Consider the following 8,936-nt stretch of genomic DNA (forward strand, 5'->3'; position numbering starts at 1 on the left):
CTTTTGGCCAGCAAAACATCATTGGCCAGGCCTTCGGCACAGATATTAAGGCGGCGGGCGACCTCGGTAATCGGCTCGCTGCGAAAAAGCGCCATACCGACTACCAGCCACAAAACCATATCCGCGGGTAAGCGCCGCTGGCGAATAGTCGCCTGCTCGGCCAACAGCGCGGCGGCTTCAACCCATTCCTGCGGAATATGCTGGGCCAACGTATCCAGCCGCGTCAAAGGCTGCCCGGCAGCGTCCAGTACGTCACTCAGATCCTGCGCAATAGACATAAAAAATCTGGAACCTGATAAGGGTTCCGGATTCTCCTGCTGAACAAGGATTAGTCAACAATCCTTAAGTGAACAGCATTGCGCCGAACGGCGGGCTTGGGCAGCCGAGCAGCCGCGCTCAGGCAGCAGCGGCCGGGCGCAGCGAATAGGTTTTCAGCTGTTCGGCAAAATCGCGCAGCGACTGGATACCGCTGGCCTCGGCTTCGTGGACCCACTGCTTGATCGCATCGAGCATTTCGTGGCCATTGGCGCTGGTCTTGAGCCAGATCTGCTGCAGCGCCAGGCGCTTCTCGTAGATCACCTTGAGCGCCTGGCTCTGCGCCAGCATGGCATCGATGCGCAGCTGTTGCTGGTCGTGCAACAGGCTCGGCTCGCGGCCCAGCAGGCGCTTGGCGCGGTGGAACTGATGGCGCACCGAGGCGTCGGCCTTGGCCAGCTCCTGCTTGACCAGCGGGCCGATCACCAGCTTGCGGTACTGCGCCATGATCTGGAAACGGTTGTTGAGGATCGCCATGGCGGTGTCCATATCCAGATGGCGCTTGCCCTCGATGCGATGGGCGATCGGCGCCACGCGCTGCACCTTGGCCAGCCCGAGCAGGCTGAACAGCTGGATCCAGGCCCAGCCCATGTCGAACTCCCACTTGCGCACCGACAGCTTGGCCGAGTTGGGATAGGTGTGGTGGTTGTTGTGCAGCTCTTCACCGCCGATCAGGATGCCCCACGGCAGCAGGTTGGTCGCGGCGTCGCGGCATTCGAAATTGCGGTAGCCGACGGCATGACCGAGACCGTTGATCACCCCGGCCGCCCAGAGCGGAATCCACATCATCTGGATCGCCCAGACGCTGATGCCGATGACCCCGAACAGGGCCAGGTCGATGAGCGCCATCAGGGTCACGCCGCCAAAGGTATAGCGCGAATAGAGGTTGCGCTCGATCCAGTCGTCCGGGCAGTTCTTGCCGTAGATGCGCAGGGTGTCCGGGTTCTTCGCCTCCTGCTGATACAGCTCGGCGCCGGTGCGCAATACCGTGCCCAAGCCCTTGATCACCGGGCTGTGCGGGTCGTCGACGGTTTCGCACTTGGCGTGGTGCTTGCGGTGGATGGCGGTCCATTCGCGGGTGTTCTGCCCGGTGGTCAACCACAGCCAGAAACGGAAGAAGTGTTTCAGCGCCGGATGCAGCTCCAGGGCGCGGTGGGCGGAATAACGATGCAGGTACACCGTGACGCCGACAATGGTGATGTGCGTCATCACCAGGACGGTAGCGATCAACTGCCAGACCGACAGGTCAAGAAATCCGTTGTACCACATGAGCCGAGAGCCTCTTGAAAAGAAAACGTGGCGTGACTGAGAGACTCAGGCCACAGTGCATTATCCCCGACATGGATCATAAAACCAGTTGGTCTTTTAGATAACAATGCCGGGCCGCTGCCTAGACTATTATCACAGTGCCCACTTTTAGAGAGCCGATGGACGCTTTATGAGCCTACACCAAGGAGCGGTGCGCCTGACCCTGGCCTACCTGCTGGCTGCTGGGCTGTGGGTCTTCTTCAGCGATGCCCTGCTGGCCGGGCTGCACCTGCCTGCCGAACGTATCGAGCAGGTGCAGCTGTTCAAGGGGCTGTGCTTCGTCCTCCTCAGCAGTCTCCTGCTGTACCTGATCCTGTGCTCGCATGCGCGCCAGCAGGCGCGCATGCGCCGAACCCTGCGCGCCAGCGAAGAGCGCCTGAACCTGGCCCTGGACTCCGCCAGGGAAGGCTTGTGGGACTGGGACCTGCGCAGCGACAAGGTGTTTTTCTCGGCGGGCTACGCCGCCCTGCTCGGCCTGCAGCCTGCGGCACTGGGCAATACCCGGGCGTACTGGCTGCAACAGTTGCACCCCGACGACCGTGCCCGCCATGAGCAAACCATCGCCGACATCCTCGACACTGCCAGCCAGGAGGCATTCGAGGTGACCCTACGCATGCGCCACCAGGATGGCGACTACCACTGGATCCAGTTGCGCGGGCAGTTGCAGCTCGACGTTCGGGGCCGCCCGGAGCGCTGTATCGGCACCGCCAGCGACATCAGCCTGCAGCGGGCCAATGAATACAGCCTGCGCCAGGCCGCCGCCGTGTTCGATGCGACCCAGGATGGGGTGCTGGTCACCGACAGCGAGCAGCAGATCGTCCACGTCAACCCGGCCTTTACCCGCATCACCGGCTACAGCCCCGAGGAAATTATCGGCCGTCGGCCCAGCCACCTGAGTTCGGGTCGGCACGACCGGGCTTTCTACCAACGCCTGTGGCACGCGCTGGTAGTCCGGGGCAACTGGAGCGGAGAAATCTGGAACCGGCGCAAGAACGGCGAAATCTACCCGCAGTGGCAACGCATCCGCGCCATCCACGACGACAAAGGCGAGCTCAGCCATTACGTCGCGGTGTTCTCCGACATCAGCGCCTTGAAGCGCTCGCAGAGCGAACTGGACCATCTGGCCCACCATGATCCGTTGAGCGGGCTGCCCAATCGCCTGCTATTCACCGAGCGGGTCGAAAACGCCCTCAAACGCGCCAAATCCGAACAGCAGGGCGCGGTGCTGCTGATCGACCTCGATCACTTCAAACACATCAACGAAAGCCTGGGCCACAACATCGGCGACCTGCTGCTCAAGGCGGTCGGCGAGCGGCTGACTACACAACTGAATCACGGCATGACCCTGGCGCGCCTGGGCGGTGACGAGTTCGGCCTGCTCTGGGAAAACTGCCTGGATGCCGCCCAGGCCGCCAGCCTGGCCCAGCTACTGCTGAACAGCCTGGGCGCACCATTCAACCTCGAAAAACATGAGTTCTACATGAGCGCCAGCATCGGCATCAGCCTGTTCCCCGGCGATGCGGAAAACCTCGAGCAGGTCCTGCGCAATGCCGATTCGGCCCTGTCCAAGGCCAAGAGCAGCGGCCGCGAAGGCTATGCCTTCTATACCCAGGAGCTGACCGAATTCGCCCGACGGCGCATCGACCTGGTCAGCGCCTTGCACCATGCCCTGAACAATCAGGAACTGCGCGTCTACTACCAACCGCTGCACGACATGGCCAGCGGCGAACTGATCGGGGCCGAAGCGCTGGTGCGCTGGCAGCATCCGCAGCGCGGCCTGGTAGCCCCCGGGGATTTCATTCCGATCGCCGAAGACAGCGGCCTGATCGGCGCCATCGACGCCTGGGTCCTGCAACAGGCCTGCCGGCAGATGGTGCTCTGGCAACATCAGGCGCACGCGCCGCGCTTCGTCGCCGTCAACGTCTCCAGCCGGCTGTTCAGCCGCGGCGGGCTGGATCTGCAGGTGGCCCAGGTGCTGGCCGACACCGGCCTGGATCCCGCCTGCCTGGAACTGGAAGTCACCGAAAGCGCGGTGATGGACAACCCGGATGCGGCCCTGGCGCTGCTCGAACGCCTGCGGGCCCTGGGTGTACGCCTGGCGATCGACGACTTCGGCACCGGCTACAGCTCTCTGGCCCGGCTCAAGCGCCTGCCCGTGCACAAGCTCAAGCTCGACATGAGCTTCGTGCGCGGCCTGCCCCACGACAGCGACGATGTCGCCATTACCCGCGCGGTGATCGCCTTGGGGCACAGCCTGGACCTCAAGGTTCTGGCCGAAGGCATCGAACGGCCGGAGCAGATGGAGTTCCTCCGCCAGATCGGCTGCGACTATGGCCAGGGTTATCTGTTCGGCCGACCGCAACCGGTCGAGCCAGAGCCGGAACCAACTGTAGCAGCGCCCTGATCAATCAAGCATCATGCGCAGCGGAACCAAGGAATAGCCGACGCCTATGCGGGTACTGATTCTCGAAGACGATCACTGGACCGCCAACCTGCTCAAGCAGATCGTGCTGAACCTGCGTCCGCATGCCGACATTGTCTGCCTGGGCAGCGCAGTCATGCTCATGCGCCTGGCCGCCTGTGGGCAGGATCCGCTTGCCGACAGCCAGGGTCAGGCGCGCCTGCGGCGCCTCGCCGGGCTGGCCTGAATGCACACAGCTCGCTCAGGATTTTGTCGATGAACAGCGAAGAGAAATCCTCGGCAGTCCGCTGGATAGTCGGCCTCGGCAGCCTCGGTCTGGCGCTGTTCTTTGCCGTGCTGGGCTGGCTGGCCCTGAGCGAGCGGGAAACCTTCTGGCAGCTGCAGATGGCCAAGCAGGCCGATCTGCAGCGCCTGGCCCTGCACAGCACCCAGCGCCGCCAACTGGATCAGGCACAGCTGCTGGCAGAGAGCATTGCCGCCGACTCCTGGGCCGTCGAATTGGTGCGCCAGGCCTATGCCCTGCACAACAGCGGCAAGCCGGATCAGGCCGCCGCCAATGCCATCCGCAACCAGCTCTACACCCGCCTGGCCCCGCGCTGGCGCAACCTGCAGAGCAGTCACCCGTTCAAGCTGTATATCCACCTCGCGCCCACGAGCGAAGTCCTGTTGCGCGTGCACCAGCCGGAACACTTTGGCGACAGTCCCGATGCACAACGGCCGATGCTGCTCGATGTCCTCCAGGATGAGCAGGGCAAGGCCGGCCTGGACCGCGGCGCCGAGGGTCTGGTGATGCGCGCCATCACCCCGCTGCAGGTGGATGGCACGCTCAAGCCCGTGACTATCGGCGCCCTGGAAGTCACGCTGGGGATGCTCCTCGACCTGCAACAGCTGGATCAGGAGCTGGATGCCGGGGTCGCCCTGCGGCTCGAGCGCAACGAGCAGCAGCCCACTGGCGAGGTGCGGCGCGGCCAGACCGGCGCATCCGGCCACTGGCAGCTGGAAGGCTACTCGCGGGGTCAGGTACAGAACTGGCAGGCCCAACGCCTGTTACCCGCCCCCGCTGCCGGCGACACCCTCAAACTGCTCGAAGATCAGGGCCACACCTACCTGCTTACCCAAGTGCGACTGCCGGACTATCGCTCAGCGCACACTCCCGGCCACAGCACCCCGGCCGTCGCCCTGACCTGGCGCGACGTCAGCGAACAGTTCGCCCGGCACCGCAGCGACCAGCAATGGCTGCTCGGCAAATGGCTGCTGGCCTGGTTCGGCGCAGAAGCCCTGCTCCTGTTGCTGCTGCTGAGCACCCGTCACACCAGCCAGGTATTGCTTAGCCGCCACCGCGACGAGCTGCAGCACAAGCACCGGCAAAGCGAACAGTCGCGTCAGCTGCTGGCGGTGATTGCTGAGGCCCAGGCGGCCTATATCACCGCACAAAACCAGCGCGAAGCCTTCGATGCGCTGCTTGTGCGCATCCTCGAACTGACCGCCAGCCAGTTCGGCTTCATCGGCGAAGTGCTCGAGGACGAACAGGGCTCGCCCTACCTGCACACCTACAGCATCAGCAATATTGCCTGGGACAGCGCCAGCGCCGCGTTGTATGCCGAACGCTCGGCGCAGGGCATGGAGTTCCATAACCTCAACACGCTGTTCGGCCAAGTCATGCGCAGCGGCGAGGCGCTGATCAGCAATCAGCCGGCGCAGCATCCGCATAGCGGTGGTTTACCTGCCGGACATCCGCCGCTGTTGGCATTTGCCGGCCTGCCCATTCATGCCCATGGTCGGCTGGTGGGTATGCTCGGCCTGGCCAACCGCGCCGATGGTTATCAGGACGCCCTGGCCGAGCAGCTGCAACCCCTGCTCGCCACCCTGGGTCAGTTGATCGAGGCGCTGCGCCGCGACGTGCAGCGCGAACAGGCGCAGCAACATCTGCAGCGCCAGCAAGCGGCCCTGCGCGCACTCAACGAGATTGCCGCCCTGCCGACCCTGAGCAGTCAAGAGCAGCTACGCCAGGCCCTGCAACTGGGCGCGAGCTTCTACCAGGTGCCATTGGCCATCATCAGCCAGATCGAGGCCGATGATTACCAGGTGCGGGTTCAGGTTTCACCAGCGGGCGCCCTGAGTGACGGCCAGCACTTCCCCCTGGGCGACACCTACTGCAGCCTCACCCTGCACAGCGATGAAGTCCTGGCCATCGACTGCATGGGCCAATCGGCTCACGCCACTCACCCCTGCTACCCGCTGTTTACCCTGGAAACCTATATCGGCACCGCCATCTGGGTCGCAGGCCAGCGTTTCGGCACCCTGTGTTTCGCCTCGCCCGAGGTGCGCGCCCAGCCATTCGATGAGGCCGACCGCGAATTCCTTCGGCTGTTCGCCCGCTGGGTCGGCGCCACCCTCGACCGCCAGCAGCAGGAGCAGACCCGGCAGACCCTGCTGGAGCGCCTGGACCAGGCCCAGCAGATCGCCCGCCTGGGCCACTGGCAAGCCAATCTGCAGACAGGTGAGCTGGACTGGTCGAGCACCATTTTCGACATTTTCGGCTATGACGCCGAGGGGGTTGCCCCGAACATCGAGGCTTTCAAGGGTTGCGTGCACCCCGAGGATCGCACTCTGGTCGAGGCCAGCGAGCAGCGGGCGCTGGCCGGCGGCTTGCACGACGTAGTGCATCGCATCGTGCGCCCCGATGGCGAGATCCGCTGGGTGCATGAGCTGGCTCGCCTGCAGCCCGACGAACAGGGGCGCATGACCCGCCTGGCCGGCACCGTGCAGGACGTCAGCGAGCTCAAGCAACGCGAAGCTCAGGTGCAAGAGGCCCGCGCCTTCCTTCAGGCCGTGCTCGATTCGGCTACCGGGGTTGCCATCATCGCCACCGATACCAGCGGGGTGATCAGCCTGTTCAATCCTGGCGCCGAACTGCTCCTCGGTTATCGGGCCGCAGAAGTGGTTGGCCAGCACTCACCGATGCTGTTTCACCAGCCCGAAGAGGTGCGTGCCCGCGGCCGCGAACTGAGCCACGAGCTTGGCCGCGAGATCCATGGTTTCGAGGTGTTCGTCGCCAATATCCAGGGCGGACAAGCGAAAACCCAACAGTGGACCTATATCCGCAAGGACGGCGAACAACGCATCGTCAACCTGACGATCAGCGCCATCCGCAACGAGCAAGACAGTATTCACGGCTACCTGGGTATCGCCACCGATCTCAGTGCCTTGCAGCAGGCCACCCGCGCCCTGCAAAAGAGCGAAAGTCGCTTCCGCGGCATGGTCGCCAACCTGCCCGGGGTGGTCTACCGCTGCCGCCACGACGCCGACTGGACCATGCGCTTCATGGGCGATGAAATCGAGCAGTTGAGCGGCTACCCGGTCAGTGACTTCATCGACAACCGGGTACGCAGCTATGCCAGCGTGATCCATCCGGACGACCGCGCCAGCACCTACGCCATCCAGGGACACATTTCCCGTCAGGACGTGTTCGAGCTGACCTACCGCCTGCAGCACGCCGCTGGCCACAGCGTCTGGGTACGGGAAAAGGGCCGCGGCGAATACGACAGGCAGGGCAACCTGCTGTGGCTGGACGGTTTCATCTGGGACATCAGCGAACGCAAGCAGATCGAAGACGAACTCAAGCTCAGTCAGCAACTGTTCAGCAGTGCCTTCAACACGGCGCCCCAGGGCATGGCCCTGGTCAGCCCCGAGGGGCGCTGGCTGGAAGTCAACGACGAACTCTGCCGCATGCTCGGCTACAGCCGCGCGGAACTGCTGGCCAGTGATTTTCAGCAGATCACCCATCCCGACGACCTGGCCGCCGACCTGGAGAATGTCGAGGCGCTGCTGGCCGGACGGAGCAACGGCTACCAGATGGAGAAACGCTACCTGGACAGCCAGGGCCGGACCATCTGGGTGCTGCTCAGCGTCTCGCTGGTGCGCGATGGCGATGACCGGCCGGTGCACTTCGTCGCCCAGATTCAGGATTTCAGCGAGCGGGTCGCGACAGAGCGGGCCATCCGCGAACGCGAGCACTACCTGCACACCCTGCTCGACAACGTCCTGGATGCCATCATCACCTTCGATGAACAGGGCTGTATCGAGACCTTCAACCATGCGGCGGAAAAACTGTTCGACTACAGCCTGGCCCAAGTGGCGGGGCACCACGTCAGCCTGCTGATGCCCGAACCGGAGCGCTCGGCCCATGATGGCCACCTGGCGCGTTACCAGCAAACCGGCGAAACCCGGCTGATCGACACGGTGCACGAGGTCAACGGCTTGCGCCGCAATGGCGACGCCTTCGCCATGGAATTGGCGGTGTCGCAGATCAGCCACCAGGGCCAACGGCGCTTCATCGCAGTAATCCGCGATATCAGCGAACGCAAGCGCATCGAACAGATGAAAAGCGAGTTCGTCTCCACCGTCAGCCACGAACTGCGCACCCCGCTGACCGCCATCGCCGGCTCCCTCGGCCTGATCAACGGCGGCGTGCTCGGCGCGGTGCCGGCGGCCATGCAGCAGATGCTGACGATTGCCCAGAACAACTGCCAGCAACTCAGCCAACTGATCAACGACCTGCTGGACATGGACAAACTGGTGGCCGGCAAGATGCCTATCGAGCTGAGCAAACAGCCCCTGCAGCCCTTGCTCGTACAGGCCATCGCGCAGAACCAGCCGTATGCCAGCCAGTATCGGGTGCAGTTGCAGTTACTCGACAGCCTGCTGGCCGCCCAGGTACAGGTCGACAGCCAGCGCCTGGCCCAGGTCATGGCCAACCTGCTGTCCAATGCGGCCAAGTTTTCGCCCGCCGGACAGCCTGTCGAGGTTGCCGCGCAACAGCGCGGTGACCAGGTGCGGGTCAGCGTACGCGACCACGGCCCAGGGATTCCCGACGTGTTCAAGGCGAGCA

The 8,936-nt window shown here is 64.0% G+C and carries 5 protein-coding genes; 3 read left to right on the top strand and 2 right to left on the bottom strand.

Annotation, left to right across the window (positions count from 1 at the left end; translation table 11 throughout):
* A partial coding sequence (locus ABZE94_RS17830) for a transposase domain-containing protein (protein ID WP_372877011.1) occupies window positions 1–278 on the bottom strand: 278 nt, incomplete at its 3' end.
* 118 nt (window positions 279–396) lie between these two features.
* Window positions 397–1,584 (bottom strand): delta-9 fatty acid desaturase DesA, encoded by a 1,188-nt coding sequence (gene desA / locus ABZE94_RS17835; protein ID WP_372877013.1) that lies wholly within the window; start codon window positions 1,582–1,584, stop codon window positions 397–399.
* Window positions 1,585–1,753: 169 nt separating this feature from the next.
* On the opposite strand from desA, the gene ABZE94_RS17840 reads away from it, so the two are divergent.
* The 3 genes from ABZE94_RS17840 to ABZE94_RS17850 all read left to right on the top strand — a co-directional run.
* Window positions 1,754–4,027 (top strand): putative bifunctional diguanylate cyclase/phosphodiesterase, encoded by a 2,274-nt coding sequence (locus ABZE94_RS17840; protein WP_372877015.1) that lies wholly within the window; start codon window positions 1,754–1,756, stop codon window positions 4,025–4,027.
* A gap of 46 nt (window positions 4,028–4,073) precedes the next feature.
* Window positions 4,074–4,271 carry a hypothetical protein gene (locus ABZE94_RS17845; protein ID WP_372877017.1) on the top strand — a complete coding sequence of 66 codons (198 nt, stop codon included), beginning with the start codon at window positions 4,074–4,076 and terminating at the stop codon, window positions 4,269–4,271.
* 29 nt (window positions 4,272–4,300) lie between these two features.
* A partial coding sequence (locus ABZE94_RS17850; RefSeq protein WP_372877019.1) for a PAS domain S-box protein occupies window positions 4,301–8,936 on the top strand: 4,636 nt, incomplete at its 3' end.

This window comes from Pseudomonas sp., assembly GCF_041601375.1.
Lineage (GTDB): Bacteria > Pseudomonadota > Gammaproteobacteria > Pseudomonadales > Pseudomonadaceae > Aquipseudomonas.

What these genes read in the sequence shown, in the direction of transcription:
- desA (WP_372877013.1), bottom strand. Translation starts at nt 1,584, where the DNA reads ATGTGGTACAACGGATTTCTTGACCTGTCGGTCTGGCAGTTGATCGCT.
- ABZE94_RS17840 (WP_372877015.1), top strand. Translation starts at nt 1,754, where the DNA reads ATGAGCCTACACCAAGGAGCGGTGCGCCTGACCCTGGCCTACCTGCTG.
- ABZE94_RS17845 (WP_372877017.1), top strand. Translation starts at nt 4,074, where the DNA reads ATGCGGGTACTGATTCTCGAAGACGATCACTGGACCGCCAACCTGCTC.